At 60.7% G+C, this 21,165-nt stretch carries 15 protein-coding genes and 1 riboswitch; of the genes, 8 read left to right on the top strand and 7 right to left on the bottom strand.

All coding sequences use genetic code 11. The features are described from left to right. The first annotated feature begins 63 nt into the window (after nucleotides 1-63). From galE to RF819_RS06720, 3 genes are read left to right on the top strand one after another with little or no spacing between them, the layout of a single operon-like run. Nucleotides 64-1,080, top strand: a complete 1,017-nt coding sequence (gene galE, locus RF819_RS06710; RefSeq protein ID WP_078364265.1) for a UDP-glucose 4-epimerase GalE — start codon at nucleotides 64-66, stop codon at nucleotides 1,078-1,080. 48 nt (nucleotides 1,081-1,128) lie between these two features. After that, nucleotides 1,129-2,232: a nucleotidyltransferase family protein gene (locus RF819_RS06715; protein WP_078364266.1), complete on the top strand. Its 1,104-nt coding sequence runs from the start codon at nucleotides 1,129-1,131 to the stop codon at nucleotides 2,230-2,232. A gap of 41 nt (nucleotides 2,233-2,273) precedes the next feature. After that, nucleotides 2,274-3,734, top strand: coding sequence for a mannose-1-phosphate guanylyltransferase/mannose-6-phosphate isomerase (locus RF819_RS06720; protein ID WP_078364267.1), 1,461 nt, complete (start codon nucleotides 2,274-2,276; stop codon nucleotides 3,732-3,734). Between the two features lie 98 nt (nucleotides 3,735-3,832). Here RF819_RS06720 and RF819_RS06725 read toward each other — a convergent pair whose 3' ends face one another. Beyond that, on the bottom strand, nucleotides 3,833-4,093 hold the full coding sequence (locus RF819_RS06725) for an HD-GYP domain-containing protein (RefSeq protein ID WP_158081240.1): 261 nt from the start codon (nucleotides 4,091-4,093) through the stop codon (nucleotides 3,833-3,835). Between the two features lie 124 nt (nucleotides 4,094-4,217). On the opposite strand from RF819_RS06725, the gene RF819_RS06730 reads away from it, so the two are divergent. Beyond that, on the top strand, nucleotides 4,218-4,487 hold the full coding sequence (locus tag RF819_RS06730) for an L-serine ammonia-lyase, iron-sulfur-dependent, subunit alpha (RefSeq protein WP_158081241.1): 270 nt from the start codon (nucleotides 4,218-4,220) through the stop codon (nucleotides 4,485-4,487). A gap of 81 nt (nucleotides 4,488-4,568) precedes the next feature. Further along, nucleotides 4,569-5,822, top strand: a complete 1,254-nt coding sequence (gene sstT / locus RF819_RS06735) for a serine/threonine transporter SstT (RefSeq protein WP_078364270.1) — start codon at nucleotides 4,569-4,571, stop codon at nucleotides 5,820-5,822. Between the two features lie 441 nt (nucleotides 5,823-6,263). Here sstT and metF read toward each other — a convergent pair whose 3' ends face one another. The 3 genes from metF to ahcY form a co-directional block, all read right to left on the bottom strand. Further along, nucleotides 6,264-7,103 (bottom strand): methylenetetrahydrofolate reductase [NAD(P)H], encoded by an 840-nt coding sequence (metF, locus tag RF819_RS06740; protein ID WP_078364271.1) that lies wholly within the window; start codon nucleotides 7,101-7,103, stop codon nucleotides 6,264-6,266. A gap of 74 nt (nucleotides 7,104-7,177) precedes the next feature. Continuing rightward, nucleotides 7,178-8,062: a TlyA family RNA methyltransferase gene (locus RF819_RS06745; RefSeq protein WP_078364272.1), complete on the bottom strand. Its 885-nt coding sequence runs from the start codon at nucleotides 8,060-8,062 to the stop codon at nucleotides 7,178-7,180. A gap of 122 nt (nucleotides 8,063-8,184) precedes the next feature. Continuing rightward, entirely contained in the window at nucleotides 8,185-9,666 is a 1,482-nt protein-coding gene (ahcY, locus tag RF819_RS06750) for an adenosylhomocysteinase (RefSeq protein ID WP_078364273.1), read from the bottom strand. Between the two features lie 76 nt (nucleotides 9,667-9,742). After that, a riboswitch (S-adenosyl-L-homocysteine riboswitch) is annotated at nucleotides 9,743-9,854 on the bottom strand. Between the two features lie 166 nt (nucleotides 9,855-10,020). Here ahcY and RF819_RS06755 point away from each other — a divergent pair. Genes RF819_RS06755 through glgX form a run of 3 tightly spaced genes read left to right on the top strand, consistent with a single transcriptional unit; the run spans nucleotide 10,021 to nucleotide 16,794 of the window. Further along, the gene (locus tag RF819_RS06755) at nucleotides 10,021-12,459 is read left to right on the top strand and encodes a glycogen/starch/alpha-glucan phosphorylase (RefSeq protein WP_078364274.1); all 2,439 of its coding nucleotides are present in this window, start codon (nucleotides 10,021-10,023) and stop codon (nucleotides 12,457-12,459) included. Nucleotides 12,460-12,514: 55 nt separating this feature from the next. Continuing rightward, complete coding sequence (gene glgB / locus RF819_RS06760; protein WP_078364275.1) at nucleotides 12,515-14,695, top strand: 1,4-alpha-glucan branching protein GlgB; 2,181 nt, start codon at nucleotides 12,515-12,517, stop codon at nucleotides 14,693-14,695. Continuing rightward, entirely contained in the window at nucleotides 14,683-16,794 is a 2,112-nt protein-coding gene (gene glgX / locus RF819_RS06765; protein ID WP_078364276.1) for a glycogen debranching protein GlgX, read from the top strand. Before glgB ends, glgX begins: the two co-directional genes overlap by 13 nt. A gap of 37 nt (nucleotides 16,795-16,831) precedes the next feature. Here glgX and malQ read toward each other — a convergent pair whose 3' ends face one another. The 3 genes from malQ to glgC form a co-directional block, all read right to left on the bottom strand. Beyond that, nucleotides 16,832-18,355 carry a 4-alpha-glucanotransferase gene (gene malQ, locus RF819_RS06770; RefSeq protein ID WP_078364277.1) on the bottom strand — a complete coding sequence of 508 codons (1,524 nt, stop codon included), beginning with the start codon at nucleotides 18,353-18,355 and terminating at the stop codon, nucleotides 16,832-16,834. 73 nt (nucleotides 18,356-18,428) lie between these two features. Then, nucleotides 18,429-19,877 carry a glycogen synthase GlgA gene (gene glgA, locus RF819_RS06775; RefSeq protein ID WP_078364278.1) on the bottom strand — a complete coding sequence of 483 codons (1,449 nt, stop codon included), beginning with the start codon at nucleotides 19,875-19,877 and terminating at the stop codon, nucleotides 18,429-18,431. 16 nt (nucleotides 19,878-19,893) lie between these two features. Further along, complete coding sequence (gene glgC / locus RF819_RS06780) at nucleotides 19,894-21,165, bottom strand: glucose-1-phosphate adenylyltransferase (protein WP_078364279.1); 1,272 nt, start codon at nucleotides 21,163-21,165, stop codon at nucleotides 19,894-19,896.

Below are 21,165 nucleotides of genomic sequence, written 5' to 3' on the forward strand. Positions count from 1 at the left end.
TGCAAAAGACGGTCACACAGACCGTCTAAACTCCAAAGGTCCCCACTTCCAGGTCTCCCGATCATGATTTTCATCACAGGCGGCGCCGGCTACATCGGTTCACACACTTGCGTCGAATTGCTCAACGCGGGCCACCAGGTCACGGTGTTTGACAACTTCTCCAACAGCCAGCCCGAGGCGCTGGCCCGGGTGGAACGCATCACCGGCAAACAACTGAGCTTTATCGAGGGGGACATCCGCGACCAGGCGGCCCTGCAGACAGCGCTGCAGGCCAGCGGTGCCAACGCGGTCATCCACTTTGCCGGGCTCAAGGCGGTGGGTGAATCGGTGGCGCAGCCGCTGCGGTATTACGACAACAATGTGCTGGGCACCGTCAAGCTGCTGGAAGCCATGCAGGCCTGTAACGTGAAAACGCTGGTGTTCAGTTCCTCGGCCACGGTGTATGGCGACCCGCAGCGCCTGCCGCTCACCGAAGACCACCCCCTCTCGGCCACCAACCCCTACGGCCAGACCAAACTGGTGATCGAAAACATGCTGCGCGAACTCGCCCACAGCGACCCCTCCTGGCAAATCGGCATCCTGCGTTATTTCAACCCGGTGGGCGCCCACGCCAGCGGCCTGATTGGGGAAGACCCGCAAGGTGTGCCCAACAACCTGATGCCTTTTGTGGCCCAGGTGGCCATTGGCAAACGCGCGTTTTTGAACGTCTGGGGCAATGACTACCCCACCCCCGACGGCACCGGTGTGCGCGACTACATCCACGTGGTGGACCTGGCCCTGGGCCATCTGGCCGCGCTGCAAACCTTGCAGCGTGATGGCCAAAGTTTTGCCGTCAACCTGGGCACCGGCATCGGCTACAGCGTGCTCGACATGGTGCATGCCTTTGAGGCCGCCAGCGGCAAACCCGTGCCCTACCAAATTTCACCACGCCGCCCGGGGGACGTGGCTGCCTGTTACGCCGACCCGGCCTACGCCAAGAGCCTGCTGGGCTGGCAGGCCCAGCGTGACCTGCAGGCCATGTGCGCCGACAGCTGGCGCTGGCAAAGCGCCAACCCACAAGGGTATGGGCCAGCCGCCTGATTTTTTCTTTTTTGGGAGTTTCAACAATGACAAGCAGAGGTTTTCACCATGGCTAAAGGCATGATTCTGGCCGCCGGACAGGGCACCCGGGTACGACCACTCACCAAGGATTTGCCCAAACCGATGATCCCGATCCTGGGCAAACCGGTGATGGAGTACCTGATCGAACACCTGGCCAGCTACGGCATCAAGGAGATCATGGTCAACGTGGCCTACAACCACCACAAGATCGAGCAATATTTTGGCGACGGCCACCGCTGGGGCGTCCAAATTGGTTACGCCTACGAAGGTGTGCGCGAACACGGCGAGGTCACGCCCAAACCCTTCGGCTCGGCCGGGGGCATGCGCCGCATCCAGGATTTCAGCGGTTTCTTCGACGAAACCACCCTGGTGCTGTGTGGCGATGCGATCATCGACCTGGACATTGGCGCGGCGCTCGCCGAGCACAAACTCAAAGGCGCGATTGCCAGCGTGGTGACACTCGATGTGCCCTTGAGCGAGGTGGAGAACTACGGCATGGTGGTGGCCGATGACAACGGTCAGATCCTGTCGTTTCAGGAAAAACCCAAACCCTCCGAGGCTAAATCCACGGCCGCCAGCACCGGCATCTACATCTTTGAGCCCGAGGTGCTCAAGCTGATTCCGCCCGGCCAGGTCTATGACATCGGCTCACAACTGTTCCCGCAGTTGGTGGAAAGCAAGGCGCCGTTTTTTGCGCAGAAACGTTTTTTCAACTGGATCGACATCGGCCGCGTGAGCGACTACTGGGCGGTGTTGCAGCGTGTGTTGCGCGGCGAAGTGGCGCAGATGAACATGCCTGGGCGCGAGGTCAAACCCGGCATCTGGGTCGGTCTGAACACCCAAATCCCTTGGGACCAGGTCACCATCGAAGGCCCGGTCTACATTGGCTCGAGCGTGCGCATCGAACCCGGCGCCAGCATCATTGGCCCGAGCTGGATCGGCCACGGCTGCCACATCCGCTCAGGCGCCAAGGTGGTGCGCAGCATCCTGTTCGAATACACCCGCATTGCCGCCGACATGACCTTCAAGGAAATGATCGTCTCGCCCACCTACTGTGTCGACCAGTCCGGCGAAACCCTCTACCGCGGTGATGAAACCGCGCAATTGCGCTGGGGCGACTCCCGCGCCTGAGCCCAGGTCCTCTGAACATTCACATCCATCCGTCTTACCGTATGAACACACCTGTCCTCGTTCAGCCCGTGGTTTTGTCCGGTGGCTCCGGCACCCGCCTGTGGCCCCTGTCCCGCGAAAAATACCCCAAACAGTTGCTGAGCCTGGTTGGCCAGGACTCGCTCCTGCAAGCCACCGTGCGCCGCGTCACCGGCACCCCGGGCGTGAGCCTGACCACACCGATGGTGGTGTGCAACGAAGAGTACCGTTTTGTGATTGCTGAGCAGCTGCGCCTGCTCGGTGAAAGTGGCACCGTGGTGCTCGAGCCTTGTGGCAGAAATACCGCCCCAGCCCTGACACTGGCTGCGTTAGCAGCTAGCAAAGGTGGAGCAGACCCGGTGCTGCTGGTGATGCCAGCTGACCATGTCATCACCAACGTGGCAGCGTTCCAGGATGTGGTCAGCCGGGGTGCGGCACTGGCCGACGCAGGCGCAGTGGTCACCTTTGGCATCACCCCTGACGCACCTGAAACCGGTTATGGCTACATCCAGACCGGTGAGCCGTTTGGCAGCGCCGACGCCGCCGCGCGCAGCATCGCCCGTTTTGTTGAAAAACCCGACCTAACCACCGCCCAGTCTTACCTGGACGCGGGCAACTACCTGTGGAACAGCGGCCTGTTCATGATGCGCGCCTCGGTCTGGCTCTCAGCCCTGGGGGTCTGCCGTGCCGACATCCTGGCGGCTTGCCAGAGCGCCTGGGAGGTCGGCCAGACCGATGGCGAATTTGTGCGCGTGGGCAAAGAGCTGTTTGCCGCCTGCCCGAGCGACTCGATCGACTACGCGGTGATGGAGCGCATTGCCGCCAACACCAGCAGCAGCACACTGCCTGCCGGGGTGGTGCTGCCGCTCAACGCAGGCTGGTCTGACGTGGGCGCCTGGGACGCGTTGTGGCAGGTGCTGCCCAAGGACGCGTCGGGCAACGTGGTGCAGGGTGATGTGCTGCTGCAGGACTGCGAGAACACCCTGGCCCTGTCAGAAGGCCGCCTGGTGGCTTGTGTCGGTGTCAGTGACCTGGTGGTGGTCGAAACCGCTGACGCCATCCTGGTGTCGCACAAGGACAAGACGCAAGACGTGAAAAAAATTGTGGACCAGCTCAAGGCCCAAAAGCGCCCCGAGGGCAGCATCCACCGCAAGGTGTTCCGGCCCTGGGGTTCGTACGACGGTGTGGACCGGGGCGAGCGCTTCCAGGTCAAACGCATTGTGGTCAAACCCGGTGGTGTGCTGAGCCTGCAGATGCACCACCACCGCGCCGAACACTGGATTGTGGTCAGCGGCACAGCACGCATCACCAAAGGCGAAGAGGTGTTTTTGCTCTCGGAAAACCAGTCCACCTTCATCCCGCTGGGCACCACCCACCGCCTGGAGAACCCGGGCCGGGTGGCGCTGGAGATGATCGAGGTGCAGTCCGGCTCTTACCTGGGCGAGGATGACATCGTGCGCTTTGAGGATGTGTACGGGCGCTAATAGGTGTGGCCCGGGGCTCTTTGGGCCGCTACTTCATTTATAGCTATCCGCCCTTATTGAATAAGGGCTAGAGGCTGATTTATTCAACAACCGGCATCTTATGCCGGATCAGGTCGCGCCATGCGGGCGAGGGTGCCATCGAAGAGCAATTTGTCGAGCACCGCCAGACACTGTGCGTTCGTCCTGCCGTTGCGCCAGGGACGGTTGTCAGTGATGGCAGTCAACACATCTGCCACCGCGACGATGCGTGAACTGAAGGAGAGGTCGTGTGATCGGAACGGATAGCCCTTCCCGTCAAAACGTTCATGGTGTTGCGAGGCCCAGGTATTGACGGCTCCCAGGCCTGGCACCGTCGACAAAATCCGCTGCGATCAATAAGGATGCTGCCGGATGATGAACCTCTTGACCGATGTCAGCGGGCCGGGCTTGTCGAGGATCTCGGTCGGCGCGGCCGGTATCATCTCGCCCGTGCTTCAGTACTACATGAATTTCATACCCCGCAGCGGCTCACGCGACATGGACAGCTTTCTGCCCGCCGCCGCAGTCGGCTGCCAGATTGAGGTCGGACCGACCTGCGCGATGGCTTCTGTCAAGATGACCAACACCGCACAACTCGCGCTGCGTGGTGATGGTGCGCACGCCATCTCATTCGGCCAGGTGATCCCTGCTGTGCGCGACACTGGCCGTGACGAGCTGGACAAATACAAGGAAATCTCCCACGGCAGTCTCGCCGTCAGCCTCCCCGAGTGCTGAGAACGCCACCCTCGCGCCCCGTGCAGCCCCGCCCGGGCCCCCCCTTCATACCAACCAAGTTACCCACAAAGAGATTCATTCATGAAAAACACGAACCCCACGGCTCTGCAGCGACTGATGCGCCTGAGCCTCATTGCCCAGATCGCGATCGGCCTGGTCCTGGGCATCGCCCTGGCCCTGATCGCACCCGGTGCGACCCCATCCGTCGCGATACTGGGCGACCTCTTCATCTCCAGCCTGAAGGCGGTCGCGCCAGTCCTGGTGTTCATCCTGGTGATGGCCGCCATCTCCAGTCACGAACATGGTCAGCCGACCCATATTCGCCCGATCCTGATGTTGTATGTTGTTGGCACGCTGGCCGCTGCCGCGGTGGCCGTCATCGCCAGCTTCAGCTTTCCAACCACGCTGGTCCTGAGCGCACCGCCGGCCGCTGGCACACCACCGAGTGGCATCGTGGTTGTGCTCAAAAACCTGTTGCTGAGCATATTTACCAGTCCGGTCAAAGCCCTGCTGGAAGGCAACTTCATCGGCATCCTGGCGTGGGCGGTCGCCCTTGGCATGGCGCTGCGCCACGCCAGTGCTGCCACGCGGACGACGCTCAACGACCTGGCCGACGCGGTGACCCGCATCGTGCAGACGGTCATCCGTTTGGCGCCGCTGGGTATCTTTGGTCTGGTCGCTGGCACGCTGGGCGAATCGGGTTTGGGTGCCTTATTGGGCTACGCGCATCTGCTGCTGGTCCTCGTCGGTTGCATGCTTTTTGTGGCGCTGGTGATCAACCCGCTGATCGTGTTCTGGAAGATTCACAGCAATCCTTATCCCCTGGTTTTCACCTGCTTGCGTGAGAGCGGCGTGACCGCCTTCTTCACCCGCAGCTCGGCAGCCAATATCCCGATCAACCTCGCACTGTGCAAGCGTTTGGGCCTGCACGAGGACACCTATTCGATCACCATTCCGCTGGGCGCCACGATCAACATGGCCGGGGCAGCCATCACGATCTCGGTGATGGCCCTGGCCGCCACGCACACACTGGGCATTCATGTCGATGTACCGACCGCGCTACTGCTGTGCGTCGTGTCCTCGTTCGCCGCCGCCGGCGTGTCAGGGGTGGCGGGCGGCTCGCTGCTGCTGATCCCGATGGCCACGTCGCTGTTCGGCATTTCGAACGATGTGGCCATGCAGGTGGTGGCGATCGGCTTTGTCATCAGCGTGATACAGGACTCGACCGAGACCGCCCTGAACTCCTCCACCGATGTGCTGCTCACCGCTGCCGGCTGTACCGCTGAAACGGGTGAACCGTTGCAACTGGCGAGCACAAGTCAACAGCACGGTTGAATTGCCGTGCGGAGAGCGATTGATCGGGCGACGTCAATAAGATCACTTCATTGGCACGCAATCCGGTGCCGTAGGCGAGCGTCACGATCGCCGGACAACGCACCTGAATTTGGGGCGGAATGACTGTTATGGAGCCGCAACCCTAAGTACCCGATTCCGCCACCAACCAGACTTCGGTGGCGTCATGAAATCGGGTGCCCTCGTCCGAGCATCACCGCCGCTCGCCTGCAGGGGATGGGTTGGGGTGGCGGCCGATTTGGCTGCGCCGAAACGTCGTTTTCTGGGCCTTTGGCAGGTTGAGGCCGCCGCCCCAACCCATTCCCAGCCACCACAATCGCCCAAAATCATCTGCCAAGCCGCAAGAGGCATGCAGACAGGGAATCATGGCCAAAACAGCCTCTAGCCCTTATAAATCAAGGGCTACCAGCTATCAAAACAAGATCAAAGCCCCAACCGGTCACAGATCTCCAACACCGCAGCACTCTGGTTCATGGTGTAGAAGTGCAGCGATGGCGCACCACCGGCGCGAAGCTGTTCACACAGGTCGGTTACCACATCCAGACCGAAAGCTTTGATGGAGGCGGTGTCGTCGCCAAAACCTTGCAGGCGCAGCCGGATCCAGCGTGGGATCTCGGCGCCGCAGGCGTCGCTGAAACGCATCAATTGGGTGGAACTGGTGATCGGCATGATGCCCGGCACCACCGGCACCTGCACACCCAGCGCGTCGGCGTCTTCGACAAAACGGAAGTAGGCATCGGCGCTGTAGAAATACTGGGTGATGGCCGAGTTGGCACCGGCCTGCACCTTGCTGGCAAAGGCCTGGAGGTCACTCTCGGGCGACTTGGCCTGGGGGTGGATTTCGGGGTAGGCCGCCACCTCGATGTGGAACCTGTCACCGGTCTCGGCACGGATGAAGGCCACCAGGTCGCTGGCGTACTGGAATTCACCGCCCGCGCCATAACCACTGGGCAAATCACCGCGCAGGGCCACCAGGCGTTTGACACCCATGGCTTGCAGGGTGGCCAGCTGTTCGCGCACACCGGCGCGGGTGGCGCCGATACACGACAAGTGGGACGCGGCTGAGGCGCCTTCGGCCAGGATGTCGCGCACGGTGTTGAAAGTGCCCTCTTGGGTGGAGCCGCCCGCGCCAAAGGTCACCGAGCAAAACTCGGGCTTCAGCGCATACAGGGCCTGGCGCACCAGACGCAGCTTTTCCACGCCTTCAGGGGTTTTGGGCGGGAAAAATTCAATGCTGACAGGGAGTCGTGAAGAAGCGGTCATGACACGCCTTTACAAAGTGGTGTGAACCGCGCTGTCAGCCCAGGGTGGCGGGCAGCGGGTCACAAGATTTCAAGTTACTCAGCCGCACCCGAGCGGCGGGCGCAGATGAAAAATTCGCGGTTGCCGTCACCGCCTGTTATCGATGAATCAAACCAGTGGGTGACCGTGAGGCCCAGCTCGGCACAGCTGTCGCGCAGACGCTGCTCGACCAGGGCATACATGGCTGCGTCTTTGACAATGCCACCCTTGCCGACCTGGCCGGGTTGCAATTCAAACTGCGGCTTGACCAGGGTCAGCAGCGTGCCCCCGGCCTTGAGCAGTGGCACCACGGCGGGCAACACCAGGGTCTGCGAGATGAAGGACAGGTCGGCCACGATCAGGTCAAACTCGGGGACAAAGTCGCTCTCTGCCGATGCGGTGTCGTCGTCCACCTCATGCGGTTCACGCGCTGCCGCGGCTTCGTCGTCCAGGTCGTCGTCTTCCAGATAAAACTGGCCCTCAGCCCCCGTGCTGTCTTGGTAAGCAGCTACCAAATCAGCAGCATCGAGTGCGCGCGCATTGACACCCTCGACACACAACACCCGCGGGTCGGCACGCAACTGGGGGTGCAGCTGGGCAGTGCCCACATCCACCCCCACCACGAACGTTGCGCCGTGTTGCAGCAGGCAGTCGGTGAAACCACCGGTGCTTTGGCCCACGTCCAGGCATTGCAGGCCGGCCACCGACAGGCCAACGTGTTTAAGCGCCGCCTCCAGCTTGAGGCCACCGCGCGACACATAACGTGCCTCGGCGTCGTCCAGCAACTGCAGCTCGGCATCTGGTGGCACATCGTCGCCATTTTTGGCCACCTTGCGCCACACGTCGCCGTGTAACCATTGCACCCCACCCGAAATCAGGCGCTGGGCCTGGGATCGGGTGCTGGCCAAGCCACGTTGCACCAGCAGTTGGTCAATTCGCATACATCTCCAAGTTAAACACCACAGCCTCGCCCTTCAACCGTGGGATACCGTCGAACCGGCTTCGCCGATCGGCTGGTATCGCCCCCTTGAGGGGGAAGCGCCGCAGGCGCTTCGGGGGTGGTTCAATACCGATACGTGTCGGCCTTGTACGGGCCGGCTTTGTCGACGCCAATGTAGGCGGCTTGTTCGTCGGTCAGCTCGCTGAGCATCGCGCCGACTTTTTTCAGGTGCAGGCGTGCCACTTTTTCGTCGAGCAGCTTGGGCAACACGTACACCTTGCCAACCTTGTAGGCCTTGGGTTTGGTGAACAGCTCGATCTGCGCAATGGTCTGGTTGGCAAAGCTGGACGACATGACAAAGCTCGGGTGGCCGGTGCCACAGCCCAGGTTCACCAGACGGCCCTTGGCCAACAGGATGATGCGTTTGGACGGCTTCTTGCCCTTGGCCGGGAAGATCACATGGTCCACTTGCGGCTTGATTTCTTCCCACTTGCATTTGTCGAGCGAAGCCACGTCGATTTCGTTGTCAAAGTGACCGATGTTGCAGACGATGGCCTGGTCTTTCATGGCCTCCATGTGTTTGTAGGTGATAACGTTTTTGTTGCCGGTGCAGGTCACAAAAATGTCGCACTTGTCAGCGGCATATTCGGTGGTAACAACCTTGTAACCTTCCATCGCGGCTTGCAGCGCGTTGATCGGGTCGATCTCGACCACCCAAACTTGAGCCGACAGTGCACGCAGCGCTTGGGCGGAACCCTTGCCCACGTCGCCGTAACCGACCACACAGGCGACCTTGCCCGCGATCATCACGTCCGTAGCGCGTTTGATGGCGTCCACCAGAGATTCGCGGCAACCGTACAGGTTGTCAAACTTGCTCTTGGTCACCGAGTCGTTGACGTTGATGGCGCGGAGCATCAGTTCACCCTTGGCGCTCATGTCGTTCAGACGGTGCACACCGGTGGTGGTTTCTTCGGTCACGCCGATGATGTTTTTCAGGCGGCGGCTGTACCAGGTCGGGTCTTGCTTGAGCTTGGCCTTAATGGCGGCATACAAACAGGTTTCTTCTTCGCTGGTGGGGTTGTCGAGCAACTTGGGGTTCTTCTCGGCCTTGGTGCCCAGGTGCATCAGCAAGGTGGCGTCACCACCGTCGTCGAGGATCATGTTCGGGCCTTCGGCGGCTGTGCCTTTTTTGCCGTCGAATTCAAAAATACGGTGGGTGTAGTCCCAGTAGTCGGCCAGGGTTTCACCCTTGATCGCAAACACCGGCACACCTTGGGCGGCGATGGCCGCAGCAGCGTGGTCTTGCGTGGAGAAAATGTTGCACGAGGCCCAGCGCACTTGCGCGCCCAAGGCGGTCAGGGTTTCGATCAACACCGCGGTCTGGATCGTCATGTGCAGGCTGCCGGTGATGCGTGCACCTTTGAGCGGCTGCTCTTTGGCAAACTCTTCACGGATGGCCATCAGGCCAGGCATTTCGGTCTCGGCGATGTTGAGTTCCTTGCGGCCCCAGGCGGCCAGGCCGATGTCGGCGATCACGTAATCAGGTTTGCTGGCGGCAGGTTTGCTGGCTGCGGGTTTGCTTGCAACAGGTTTTTTAGCGCTCATGGTTCACTCCAAAAGTTAAGGTGACAAGCACCGCCGTGAGAAGTGAATCTGGGAAAAAGACTCACCACACACGAACGGTGGGTGAGCGCCGTTGTGAAACGCTGTGCAAAAAACAACAGCGGGGTCCGAGCCTCACTCAGCATGGTGACAAAACAGCCATCATGTGAGTTGCAACGCTCCTCGGAAGTGCGCGATTATAGGTATTTGGCACACCAGCGCACAGGCTCACCCAGAGGCTCGCAAACTGGCCGGCAAATTGCTAGGTAACCACTCAGTAACTTCTGTGCGTGATTTGTGATTCTCAGCGTGCAAAATAGCCCCTCAAACGAACCCGTTCGTTAAACCACCAAAGGAATGCCCTTGAACACCTCCGCCAAACCCCAAAGCCCCGATATCAGCAAGGACATCAACAGCCATTTGCTGCACACGGTCGGCGCAGATCCCGGGGCTGCGTCGAGCAGCGAGATGATGCAGGCCGTGGCGCAAGTGGCACGGGCGCAACTGTCCGAGCGCTGGGTGCACACCCAGCGGGAAGAACGCAAACACAAGGCCCGACGGGTGGTCTACCTGTCGATGGAATTCCTGATGGGGCGCACCCTGTCCAACGCCCTGGCTGCGCTCAATCTCACCGAGGGTGCGGCGGCCGGAGCGCTGCAACACGCCAAAAACCTGGAAGACCTGACCGGATGTGAACCCGATGCCGCCTTGGGCAACGGTGGCCTGGGTCGCCTGGCGGCCTGTTTCCTCGACTCCATGGCCACCCTCGGCCTGCCCTCGTTTGGTTATGGCATCCGATACGAATACGGCATGTTTGCGCAGGAGATTCAGGGCGGCAACCAGGTGGAATACCCTGACTCCTGGCTCAAAGACGGCACCCCCTGGGAGTTCCCCCGGGCCGAACTCACCTACCCGGTGCGTTTTGGTGGCTGGGTCGCCCATGAGGATGGCAAGGTGGTCTGGAAACATGCGGGTGAAGTGGCGGCCAAGGCCTACGACATGGTGGTGCCAGGGCACGGCACCCACAAAGTCAGCACGCTGCGCCTGTGGAAGGCGGTGGCGCCTGACCACATCGATCTGGGCGCCTTCAACACCGGCGACTACGCCCGCGCGGCGGCGGCCAAAAACGAGTACGAGAACATCTCGTGGGTGCTCTACCCCAATGACAGCACCCCGGCCGGGCGTGAGTTGCGGCTCAAGCAGGAGTATTTCTTTGTCGCCGCATCCATGCAGGATCTGATCAAACGGCACCTGGATGAGCACCACACCCTGGACAACCTGGCGGAGCATGTGGCCATCCACCTCAACGACACCCACCCCGCCATTGGTGTGGCCGAGTTGATGCGTATCTTGTGTGATGAACACGACATGCTGTGGGACAAAGCCTGGGCACTGTGTGGCAAAACATTCTCGTACACCAACCACACCTTGATGCCCGAGGCGCTCGAAACCTGGCCGGTGTCGCTGATCCAGCATGTGCTGCCGCGCCACCTGGAAATCATCTTTCGCATCAACAAGGAGTTTCTGGATCAGGCAGCGCGTTTTCGCCCGGGTGACCAGGAGTTCCTCAAACGCCTGTCGCTCATTGACGAGACCGGTGAGCGCCGCGTGCGTATGGCGCACTTGAGTGTGGTGGGCAGCCATCAGATCAACGGGGTGTCGGCCCTGCACTCTGAGTTGCTGGTGCGCACCATCTTCACCGACTTTGCATCCCTGTGGCCACACCGCTTCACCAACATGACCAACGGTGTGACCCCCAGGCGCTGGCTGGCCCAGGCCAACCCGAGCCTGTCCAAGCTGTTGGATGCCAGCCTGGGCTCAGGCTGGCGGCTTGATCTGAACAAGTTGCAAGGCCTCAAAGAGCACCAGGGTGATGCAGCTTTCAGAGAACAGTTCCGGGCCATCAAGCGCTACAACAAGGTGCGCCTGGCCCATCTCATCAAAGAAACCACCGGCGTGGTGGTCAGCCCCGACAGCCTGTTTGACGTGCAGGTCAAACGTATCCACGAGTACAAACGCCAGTTGCTCAATGTGCTGCACGTGGTGACCCGCTACCAGGCCATTCTGGCCAACCCGGATGCACCCTGGGTGCCGCGCACCGTGATTTTTGCGGGCAAAGCCGCATCGAGTTATGTGGCGGCCAAATCCATCATCCGACTGATCCACGATGTGGGCTTGACCGTCAACAATGACGAACGTATCGGCGACAAACTCAAGGTGGTGTTTATCCCGAACTACGGCGTATCGGTGGCAGAGATCATCATGCCGGGCGCTGATTTGTCCGAGCAGATTTCAACAGCAGGCACCGAGGCCTCGGGCACCGGCAACATGAAGCTGGCACTCAATGGCGCACTGACGATTGGCACCGACGATGGCGCCAACATCGAGATCCGCCAGAACGTGGGGGATGACAACATTTTCATCTTCGGCCTCAAAACGCCGGAGGTGCGTGATCTGCGTGTGACCGGTTATCACCCGCTGAATTATTACGAGGGCAACCCGACACTCAAGGCGGTGCTCAACGCCATTGGTGAAGGGGAGTTTTCGCCCGATGAGCCGGGCCGTTACAGCGCCCTGATCAACTCGCTGGTGTGGGGTGGTGACCATTACCTGCTGCTGGCAGACTATGCGTCCTATGTTGCGACACAGCAACAGGTTGATGGTGTTTACCGCCAACCTGAGCTGTGGAGCCAACGTGCGATTGCCAATGTGGCGGGCATGGGTGTTTTCTCGTCGGACCGCACAATTGGGGAGTATGCTCGCCAAATCTGGCGCGTGACACCAGCCCCCTATTGATCGGGCTGGTGCATCAGAAAGCCAGGCAGCTTGCTGTCTCACGAAAGATTTTTTTATGTTGTCATCCCACGATATCGACCGGGTTTGTCGAGGCAGCCACAGCGACCCTTTCGCCATCTTGGGGCCACACCGCAGCAAAGGGGGCAAGACTTCGGTGCGCTGCTTCCTGCCGTCAGCCAACTCGGTGACCGTGCTCAGCCCGGATGGCGCGCCCCTGGGTGACTTGACGCAGCTACATGCCGATGGCTTTTTTGAAGGCCTGATCAACGCCCGGCGCGACACCCCCTACCAGTTGCAGGTGCAGTGGGCCAGCGGCCTGAGCAGTCGGCTGGAAGACCCCTACCGCTTTCCGTTGGTGCTGGGCGAGATGGATGTCTGGCTGCTGAGTGAAGGCACGCATTTGCGGCCCTTTGAGGTGTTGGGCGCACAGGCCTGCACCATGGAAGGTATCTCTGGCACCCGTTTTGCCGTCTGGGCACCCAACGCATCCCGCGTGAGTGTGGTGGGAGATTTCAATTTCTGGGATGGACGGCGCCACCCGATGCGTTTGCGCCGCGAATGTGGTGTCTGGGAGCTGTTCCTACCCGAGGTGAGCGTTGGTGCCTTGTACAAGTACGAGGTACGCGACCAGCACGGACAAGTATTGCCCGCACGTGCCGACCCGTATGCCCTGCAGTCGGAGTTGCGCCCGGCGACGGCCAGTGTGGTCGGCCAATTACCGGAGATGGTGAGCCCATCCCCGGCACGCAAAGTCGCCAACGCGCTGGATGCGCCGGTGAGTATTTACGAGGTGCATCTGGGCTCGTGGCGACGCGTCACCGAAGATGGCAACCGCTGGCTCAACTGGGATGAACTCGCGGACACCTTGGTGCCTTATGCCAAAGACATGGGCTTCACCCACCTGGAGCTGTTGCCCGTCAGCGAGCACCCGTTTGATGGCTCCTGGGGTTACCAGCCGATCGGGTTGTACGCCCCCACCGCCCGTTTTGGCGATGCGGCGGGTTTTGGCCGACTGGTGGCCCGCTGCCATGAGGCAGGCATCGGCCTGATCCTGGACTGGGTTCCGGCCCACTTCCCGACCGACGCCCATGGCCTGGCCAACTTTGATGGCACCCATTTGTACGAGTACGCCGACCCGCGTGAAGGCTTCCACAACGACTGGAACACCCTGATCTACAACCTGGGTCGCACCGAGGTGCGCAACTTCCTGGTTGGCAATGCCTTGTACTGGCTGGAGCGTTTTGGCGTGGATGGTTTGCGCGTGGACGCCGTGGCTTCCATGTTGTACCGCGACTACAGCCGCCAGGACGGTCAGTGGATTCCCAACATCTACGGAGGCCGCGAAAACCTGGAAGCCATTTCTTTCCTGAAACGCATGAACGAGGTGGTGGGTGTAGAGCGCGAACAGGCCATCACCTTGGCCGAAGAGTCCACCGCCTACCCAGCCGTGTCACGCCCGACCTTTGCGGGTGGCCTGGGCTTCCATTACAAGTGGAACATGGGCTGGATGCACGACAGTCTGGCGTATATGGCGCGTGATCCCATCTACCGACAGCACCACCAGGGTGAGATGACCTTCAGTCTGGTCTATGCGTTCAACGAAAACTTCGTTTTGCCGATCTCGCACGACGAAGTGGTGCACGGCAAGGGCTCCCTGCTGAACAAGATGCCGGGAGACCGCTGGCAACAGTTTGCCAACGTACGCGCGTTCCTCGGCTACATGTTTGGCCACCCCGGCAAAAAGCTGTTGTTCATGGGTTGTGAGTTTGCGCAAGAACGCGAGTGGAACCATGACCAGAGCCTGGACTGGCATCTGCTGGACAACCCACAGCACGCTGGCGTGCAGTGTTTGATGCGCGACCTCAACCACCTCTATCGCGCCACACCAGCGCTCTACCAGCAAGACTTTGTGCCTGCCGGCTTCGAGTGGATCGACCACGCTGACAACCAGCGCTCACTGCTGAGCTTCGTTCGCTGGGCTGCCGATCAAGCCAGTTTTGTGGTGGTGCTGTGCAACTTCACCCCCAACGTCTGGACCGACTACCGGCTGGGCGTACCCCGCCCGGGCTGTTACCAGGAGTTGCTGAACACCGACTGGGCGGCCTACGGTGGCAGCAATGTCTGCGCGCTGGCCACGGGCAACCTGACAGACCCCATTGCCTGGCACGGCAAATTGAACTCCATCACATTGACCATTCCCCCTCTGTCTACGGTGTTCCTGAAATGGACCGCTTAAATACCTCGGCCACACAACTGGGGCAAGCCTGGCCGCTGGGCGCCCACTTTGACGGGAAGGGCATCAACTTTGCCGTGTTCTCCACACATGCCCAAGCGATCGACTTGTGCCTGTTCGACAACCACGGCACCCAGGAGCTGGCCCGACTACGCTTGCGCGGCCGCACCGGTGATATCTGGCACGCCTATCTGCCCAACGCCCAGCCAGGACTGGTCTTTGGTTTGCGGGCCTCGGGCCCCTGGCGACCCGACCGTGGTCACCGCTTCGATGCGTCGAAACTGCTGCTTGATCCTTATGCACGGGAGATTGTGGGTGAGTTCATCTGGGCCGACGAACACTTTGCACCGGATCGGATGCACCCACGCCACCTGGACACCCGGGACAACGCGGCCATGGCGCTCAAGGCGCGGGTTGTGCATGACACCTTCGACTGGCGAGGTGACCGCCCGCCAACGATTCCCCTGGCCAATTCCATCATCTACGAATGCCATGTCAAGGGCTTCACCCAAACCCACCCGGAGATACCGGAGAAACTGCGTGGCACGTTTGCGGGTTTGGGGCACCCCGCCGCCGTCCAGCACCTGAAGACCCTGGGTGTCACCGCCGTCAGCCTGCTGCCCGTGCACTACCACCTCAGTGAAGAGCGCCTGATCGACATGGGCCTGAGCAATTACTGGGGCTACAACACCCTGGGTTTTTTCTGTCCGAACCCCCGCTTGGCCAGCGGGCACGACGGGCAGTCCCCGCGTGACGAGTTCCGCAGCATGGTGCGCAGTTTGCATGCGGCCGGGCTGGAGGTGATCCTTGATGTGGTCTACAACCACACTGCCGAGGCGGACCACAACGGCCCCACACTGAGTTTTCGCGGGCTGGACAATGTCAGCTATTACCGCCTGGTCCCCAACGACCTGAGCCATTACGAGAACTTCAGCGGCTGCGGCAACACCCTGGACATCCGGCAACCCCGGGTGCTTCAGCTGGTGATGGACAGCCTGCGTTATTGGGTCAGCGAGATGCACGTGGATGGCTTCCGGTTTGACCTGGCCACCGTGCTGGGGCGAACCGACAGCGGTTTTTCTGCACAGGCTGCGTTTTTTGCAGCGGTGGCCCAGGACCCCGTGCTGTGTCGCGTCAAGATGATCGCCGAGCCCTGGGACATCGGACCGGGCGGGTATCAGGTGGGCCAGTTTCCGCGTGGCTGGCTGGAATGGAATGACCATTTCCGCGACGGCATGCGGCGTTTCTGGGTGCAGAGTGTGGCCTCACCCCATGCGGCGGGCAGTGGCGGCACCCTGGGCGAATTTGCGATGCGGCTGTGTGGTTCGTCAGACTTGTACCAGGCGCGCCGACGCGAACCCGCCGAGTCAGTCAACTATGTGATTTCTCACGATGGTTTCACCCTGCTGGATTTGCTGAGTTACAACCACCGCCACAACCTGGCCAACGGTGAAAACAACCGGGATGGCCAAGGCAACAACCTCAACTTCAACTGCGGTGAGGAAGGCCCCAGCAACGACGCCCAGGTTCAGCAGCTTCGCCAGTTGCTGCAGCGCGCCCTGCTGGCGACCAACCTGCTGGCGCAAGGTACACCCATGCTGTGTGCGGGTGACGAGCTGGGCCACACCCAGGATGGCAACAACAACCCCTACTGCCAGGACAATGCCACCACCTGGATTGACTGGTCACAGATTGACACCGAGTTGCTGGCATTTACCCGGCATGTGATCAGTCTGCGACATCGCTTGCAGCCTTTCGCCAATGTCTGGTACAGCGGCATTGCCGATGCCGAGGGTATCTATGACCTGTCGTGGTGGAATGCGGACGGCAGCGTGCTGCAGGGTTCAGCCTGGCAGCTGCCTCAGCGCCGCGCCCTGGGCTGCCTGATTGGCAAACCCGGCTCTTCCGGATCACCCTTGCTTTTGCTGGTCAACAATGCGGCTCACCCCGAGCACTTTGTTCTGCCCAGGGGCCACTGGCAAGGTCTGCTCGACAGCAGTCACCCGCTGGGTTTGGCTGACTGGCAGGGCGCAGGAACCTCGGAGCTACCCGTGGCAGCACACAGCCTGCTTCTGCTTCAACAGATCATCGCGCGCAATTGACCACAGCTTGCCAGCGTGGCTGACCGACGCGGCGGCTTCAGGCGGCCAAGTCCAGCCGCTCGAATCCGACACGAGCGCTGGCCGCAGTGATGTGCGCCAGCTTCACCGAAGCCTGTGGGGCGACCCAGTCCCACGAAAAGCGCCATGTCCAGCAACCCGAGGTGGTGCCGGGCACATTCATGCGGTGTTCAGTGCCCAGTTCCAGGATATCCTGGAACTGGCACAGGGACAGACGGGCCACCGACATCGACGCAGCGCGCAGCAAGGCCCATGTCACATCGGCGCCCTCAAGGTCCAGGTAGCGTTGCACAAAAGCCCGCTCATGGTCGCTGCAACTGTCCCACCAGCCCAACACCGTGTCGTTGTCGTGTGTGCCGGTGTAGACCACCGTGTTGGGTTCGAAGTTGTGCGGTAGAAACGGGTGATGCGCATCGCCAGAGAACGCGAACTGCAATACCCGCATGCCGGGAAATCCGGTGCGTTCACGCAGCCGGACCACCGCCTCGGTGATGATGCCTAGGTCTTCCGCAATGATGGGCAAGGGGCCCAGCGCCTGAGTCAGGGCGTCAAAGAGGGCATCGCCGGGACCGTTCTGCCAACGCCCCTTGACGGCAGTCGGCTCGTCTGCCGGGATTTCCCAGTAGTCCATGAACCCCCGAAAGTGATCGATTCGGATCACATCGGCCAAAGCCAGTTGTCGCCTGACACGCTCCACCCACCAGAGGTAGCCGTCAGTCTGCATGGTTTCCCAGTTGTACAGCGGGTTGCCCCAGCGCTGGCCGGTGGACGAGAAAAAATCAGGTGGCACCCCGGCCACCACACGTGGCTGGCCACTGGCATCGAGCAAGTACAAATCAGGGCGAGCCCAACAATCTGCACCATGGTGGGCCACAAAAATCGGCAAATCGCCAACCATCAGAACACCCTTGCTGTGGGCGTAGGACTTGAGGGCTTGCCACTGGCTGTCAAACTGCCATTGCACAAAGCGCCAAAACGCCAGCTCATTGGCGAACTCCAGCCGCGCATTGGCCAGGGCCTGCGGCTCGCGTTGCGCCAAGGGCGACGGCCATTGGGGCCACAGCAGCGGCGCATGGGCTTGATCCAGCGCCATGAACAACGCGTAATCTTCCAGCCACACCTGCTGCGAAGCAATCCACTGCGCCTGCGCTTCATGGTCCTGCGGCGTCGCCCGGGCTACGAACCCGCTGAAAGCTTCGCGCAGTCTGGCCATGCGCCAGGGCAAAACTTCTGGATAGTCCACCTTCACGTCATCAAAGGTCACCTGCAGACTCTCAGCGACTAGCCAGCCGCGGTCTGCCAACGGCTCGAATGCCACCAGCATCGGGTTGCCAGCAAACACCGAACTGCCCATATAAGGCGAAAAACCCGGCCCCACAGGGCCCAAAGGCAGGGTTTGCCACAACGTCTGCCCGGCCTTGTTCAACCAGTCTACAAAATAGTACGCGTTCGGACCCAGGTCGCCTGAACCGTGCGGGCCGGGCAAGGAAGTAGGATGTAGCACCACACCGGCTCGGCGCAGATCCATCAAAGAATTTGGCATTCGCTTGTCCAAACAAAAGAAAACGGGGCTTCTGGCCCCAAACCAGAAACGCCCCTGTCACAGACCAAAAAGCTTACGCGTACAAATGCTGGTACAAAGTCACGTACTGGCGGGCAGCACTTTGCCAACCCAGATCCTGGCGCATGCCGCAGGCACGCACCTTTTTCCACTCAGTCTTGCGGGCATACAGCGCAAAGGCGCGTGCCATGGCGCGCTCCAGCGCTGGCTGGTTGAAGTCGTCAAAGACAAAACCGTTCGCCCGCCCTTCTGCCAGGTTTTCCAGAGAACAATCAACCACGGTGTCGGCCAGTCCGCCAACCCGATGCACCAAGGGCAGACTGCCGTATTTCAGACCGTACATCTGCGTCAACCCACAGGGCTCAAACTGCGAGGGCACCAGTGTGACATCGGTTGCAGCAAAAACCCGGTGGGCATAGGCCTCGTCATAACCAATACGAACCGATACCGCTTGCGGGTATTGCGCTGCCTTGGCCTTGAAAATGGATTCCAGATGCGCTTCACCTGTGCCCAGCAACACCAGTTGCCCGCCCCGCGACAACACAAAATCGAGTGCACCCAACACCAGGTGCAAGCCCTTCTGGCCGGTCAACCGACTGACGATACCAAACAAGGGGGTTTCGGACTGTACGGACAAGCCCAGTTCTTGCTGAAGGCTCGCCTTGCAACGCGCCTTGCCTCCCAGGTGATCCACATCGTAGGTGTCCGTCACATACGGGTCTGTCGCAGGGTTCCACACGGCATCGTCCACCGCATTCAAAATGCCTGACAAAGCCCCTGAGCGTGTGCGTAGCAGGCCATCAAATCCGCATCCCTGTTCGGGGGTTTGGATTTCACGTGCGTAGGTCGGACTGACCGTGGTGATGTGGTCCGCGTAGTACAAGCCCGCCTTCATGAAAGACACCTGGCCATAAAACTCGACGCCGTTGACCGCAAAAGCGGCATGCGGCAAGCCCAATTCGTAGAAGCAGGCCGGTGAAAACACCCCCTGGTAGGCCAGGTTGTGCACGGTAAAAACAGTGGCAACTCGCGGCGAACGATGCGGCATGAAAGCCATGTAAGCCGAGGTCAACCCCGCATGCCAGTCATGGCTATGCACCACCTGCGGTTGCCAGTGCGGATCCAGTCCATGCGCCAGTTGCGCCGCGACCCAGCCCAACAACGCAAACCGCCGGTGGTTGTCGGCGTAGGGCTGCCGCCAGGCATCCTCGTAGGGACTGCCAGGACGCTCGTAAAGATGCGGCAAGTCAATCACGTAAGCATCCAGCTCCAGTGTGCGCAGCCGACCTTGACGAACCTGCAAACGCTCCCCCCAGGGTGCCGTCAGCTCGGCCAGCACCCAGGAGTCGGTCAAATCCGCCAGGATGGCCGGAAAGCCGGGCAACACCACACGCACCTGGCAACCCACCGACTGCAAAGCGCTAGGCAAAGCCCCAGCGATGTCCGCAAGCCCTCCCGTTTTGAGCAAGGGAAAAATCTCGGCACTGACTTGCAACACATTCATTGAGGAAACTCTCTACTTAAAGCTTGGCCAACATCGCAGGTGTGATCAACACCACACCGCCTTCGGTGCGCTCAAACCGCTGCGCGTCGAGCGCCGGGTCTTCACCCACCACCAGTCCTTCGGGAATATTGCAGCCCCGGTCAATCACCACCCGGCGCAGGCGGCAATTGCGCTGGATCGTGACATCGGGCAGTACCACCGCTTCATCGATGCGGCAGAACGAGTGCACCCGTACTTCTGAAAATAGCACGGAATGTGCCACATACGAGCCCGACACGATACATCCCCCCGACACCAGCGTATTCACCGCCACCCCATTCTGCCCCAAGGTATCGGGCACAAATTTGGCCGGAGGCAACTGGCGCTGGTAGGTCCAGATGGGCCAGTCGGTATCGTAAATGTCCAGCTCAGGTACTGTCGAAGCCAAATCCAGATTGGCCGACCAGAAGGCATCGATCGTGCCCACATCGCGCCAGTAGGGCTCGGCACCCTGCACACGCGACACGCAGGACAATCCAAACGGATGCGCCAAAGCCCGCCCATCAGCCACGGCAGCAGGAATCACGTTCTTGCCGAAATCATGCTCCGACTCGGGGTTGGCCAGGTCCGCCTCGAGCAGCCGGTAAAGGTACTCAGCGTCAAACACATAGATACCCATGCTGGCCAGAGAAACATCATCATTGCCAGGCATCGGCGGCGGGTCGGCCGGTTTCTCGACAAACGCCGTGATCTGGCGTTGGTCGTCAATCGCCATCACGCCGAAAGCGCTGGCTTCGGCGCGCGGCACCTCAATACAACCCACGGTACAGCCCGCACCACGCACCACATGGTCCCGGACCATGATCGAGTAGTCCATTTTGTACACATGATCACCCGCCAGAATGACGATGTACTTCGGGTTGCTGGACTGAATGATGTCCAGATTCTGAAAGATGGCGTCGGCCGTACCACGGTACCAATGCTCTTCCCCCGCACGTTGTTGCGCGGGCAGCAAATCCACCATCTCATTGAGTTCAGCCCGCAAAAAACTCCAGCCACGCTGCATGTGACGCATCAGCGAGTGCGACTTGTACTGGGTGACCACCGCCATGCGACGGATGCCGGAATTCAGGCAGTTGGACAAGGCAAAGTCGATGATGCGGAACTTGCCACCAAAATACACGGCCGGCTTGGCGCGTGCATCTGTCAGCTGTTTGAGCCGGGATCCTCGCCCTCCGGCTAACACCAATGCCACTGTGTGACGCACCAGCTGGTGGGTTTCAGGGGCCTGTTCCATGTCGTTCAACAT

The sequence above is a fragment of the Rhodoferax fermentans genome, assembly GCF_002017865.1.
GTDB lineage: Bacteria > Pseudomonadota > Gammaproteobacteria > Burkholderiales > Burkholderiaceae_C > Rhodoferax > Rhodoferax fermentans.

Bases quoted from the DNA above. Each gene is read 5' to 3' on its own strand.
- galE (WP_078364265.1), top strand. From the start codon at position 64: ATGATTTTCATCACAGGCGGCGCCGGCTACATCGGTTCACACACTTGC.
- RF819_RS06715 (WP_078364266.1), top strand. From the start codon at position 1,129: ATGGCTAAAGGCATGATTCTGGCCGCCGGACAGGGCACCCGGGTACGA.
- RF819_RS06720 (WP_078364267.1), top strand. From the start codon at position 2,274: ATGAACACACCTGTCCTCGTTCAGCCCGTGGTTTTGTCCGGTGGCTCC.
- RF819_RS06730 (WP_158081241.1), top strand. From the start codon at position 4,218: ATGAATTTCATACCCCGCAGCGGCTCACGCGACATGGACAGCTTTCTG.
- sstT (WP_078364270.1), top strand. From the start codon at position 4,569: ATGAAAAACACGAACCCCACGGCTCTGCAGCGACTGATGCGCCTGAGC.
- metF (WP_078364271.1), bottom strand. From the start codon at position 7,103: ATGACCGCTTCTTCACGACTCCCTGTCAGCATTGAATTTTTCCCGCCC.
- RF819_RS06745 (WP_078364272.1), bottom strand. From the start codon at position 8,062: ATGCGAATTGACCAACTGCTGGTGCAACGTGGCTTGGCCAGCACCCGA.
- ahcY (WP_078364273.1), bottom strand. From the start codon at position 9,666: ATGAGCGCTAAAAAACCTGTTGCAAGCAAACCCGCAGCCAGCAAACCT.
- RF819_RS06755 (WP_078364274.1), top strand. From the start codon at position 10,021: ATGCCCTTGAACACCTCCGCCAAACCCCAAAGCCCCGATATCAGCAAG.
- glgB (WP_078364275.1), top strand. From the start codon at position 12,515: ATGTTGTCATCCCACGATATCGACCGGGTTTGTCGAGGCAGCCACAGC.
- glgX (WP_078364276.1), top strand. From the start codon at position 14,683: ATGGACCGCTTAAATACCTCGGCCACACAACTGGGGCAAGCCTGGCCG.
- malQ (WP_078364277.1), bottom strand. From the start codon at position 18,355: ATGCCAAATTCTTTGATGGATCTGCGCCGAGCCGGTGTGGTGCTACAT.
- glgA (WP_078364278.1), bottom strand. From the start codon at position 19,877: ATGAATGTGTTGCAAGTCAGTGCCGAGATTTTTCCCTTGCTCAAAACG.
- glgC (WP_078364279.1), bottom strand. From the start codon at position 21,165: ATGTTGAACGACATGGAACAGGCCCCTGAAACCCACCAGCTGGTGCGT.